Source organism: Luteimonas panaciterrae, from assembly GCF_020511115.1.
GTDB lineage: Bacteria > Pseudomonadota > Gammaproteobacteria > Xanthomonadales > Xanthomonadaceae > Luteimonas > Luteimonas panaciterrae.
This window is the reverse complement of sequence record NZ_JAJAVH010000065.1, coordinates 1-1193: the sequence shown is the minus strand read 5'-3', so window position 1 is coordinate 1193 and position 1193 is coordinate 1. Positions and strand designations below refer to the sequence as shown.

The 1193-nt window shown below is 65.4% G+C and carries 1 protein-coding gene; it reads left to right on the top strand.

Annotation, left to right across the window (positions count from 1 at the left end; genetic code table 11):
* Positions 1-2 precede the first annotated feature (2 nt).
* Positions 3-1193, top strand: coding sequence for an elongation factor Tu (tuf, locus tag LG367_RS18275; protein WP_226470694.1), 1191 nt, complete (start codon positions 3-5; stop codon positions 1191-1193).

Genomic DNA, 1193 nt, shown 5'->3' with positions numbered 1-1193 from the left:
CCATGGCCAAGGGTAAGTTCGAGCGCACCAAGCCCCACGTGAACGTGGGCACGATCGGTCACGTGGACCACGGGAAGACGACGCTGACGGCGGCGCTGACGAAAGTGGGCGCGGAGCGGTTTGGTGGTGAGTTCAAGGCATACGACCAGATCGACGCGGCGCCGGAAGAGAAGGCGCGCGGCATCACGATCTCGACGGCGCACGTGGAATACGAAAGCCCGACGCGTCACTACGCGCACGTGGACTGCCCGGGCCACGCCGACTACGTGAAGAACATGATCACCGGTGCGGCGCAGATGGACGGAGCGATCCTGGTGTGCTCGGCGGCCGATGGCCCGATGCCGCAGACGCGCGAGCACATCCTGCTGGCTCGCCAGGTGGGCGTGCCGTACATCGTGGTGTTCCTGAACAAGGCGGACATGGTGGACGACGCGGAGCTGCTGGAGCTGGTGGAGATGGAAGTGCGTGAGCTTCTGTCGAAGTACGAGTTCCCGGGCGACGACACGCCGATCATCAAGGGTTCGGCGCTGAAGGCGCTGGAAGGCGACCAGTCGGAAATCGGCGTGCCGGCGATCCTGCAGCTGGTGGATGCGCTGGACACGTACATCCCGGAGCCGCAGCGCGACGTGGACAAGGCGTTCCTGATGCCGGTGGAAGACGTGTTCTCGATCTCCGGTCGCGGCACGGTGGTGACCGGCCGTATCGAGCGCGGCATCATCAAGGTGGGTGACGAAGTCGAGATCGTGGGCATCCGCCCGACGGCGAAGACGACGGTGACCGGCGTTGAGATGTTCCGCAAGCTGCTGGACCAGGGCCAGGCGGGTGACAACGCGGGTCTGCTGCTGCGCGGCACCAAGCGCGAGGACGTGGAGCGTGGTCAGGTGCTGGCCAAGCCGGGCAGCATCACGCCGCACACGGAGTTCGAGGCGGAGGTGTACGTGCTGTCGAAGGACGAGGGTGGCCGTCACACGCCGTTCTTCAAGGGTTACCGTCCGCAGTTCTACTTCCGCACCACGGACATCACCGGTGCCGTCACGCTGCCGGAAGGCACGGAGATGGTGATGCCGGGCGACAACGTGAAGATGGTGGTGGCGCTGATCAACCCGGTGGCGATGGACGAAGGTCTTCGCTTCGCGATCCGCGAAGGCGGCCGTACGGTCGGCGCGGGCGTGGTGGCCAAGATCATCAAGTAA

Excerpts from the sequence above, each read along its gene's own strand:
- tuf (WP_226470694.1), top strand. The coding sequence starts at position 3 with ATGGCCAAGGGTAAGTTCGAGCGCACCAAGCCCCACGTGAACGTGGGC.